Origin of the sequence: Pseudomonas sp. PNPG3 (assembly GCF_023093815.1) — a bacterium.
Taxonomy (GTDB): Bacteria; Pseudomonadota; Gammaproteobacteria; order Pseudomonadales; family Pseudomonadaceae; genus Aquipseudomonas; species Aquipseudomonas asiatica.
Window position 1 is genome coordinate 1 of the sequence record NZ_JALLKV010000243.1, and the last position, 265, is coordinate 265.

1 protein-coding gene is annotated in these 265 nt (G+C 73.2%); it reads left to right on the plus strand.

From position 1 onward, the window contains the following. Window positions 1-265 (plus strand): glycoside hydrolase family 15 protein (locus tag MJ643_RS30895; RefSeq protein WP_247727338.1); only part of this gene is annotated, 265 nt, incomplete at both ends.

Sequence of the window (265 nt, forward strand, 5' to 3'; positions counted from 1 at the left end):
GACTTCGGCGGAGTGCGCAACTGGGACTACCGGTTCTGCTGGCTGCGCGACGCCGCCCTGTCCCTCACCGCCCTGCTCGACCACGGGCACGTCGACGCGGCGATCTCCTGGCGCGAATGGCTGCTGCGGGCGATCGCCGGGGACCCCGAGCGCCTGCAGATCATGTATGCGGTCACGGGCGACCGCGAGCTGCGCGAGCAGGAGCTGGCGCACCTGCCGGGATACGAGGGGTCCGCCCCGGTGCGGATCGGCAACGGCGCCGCCG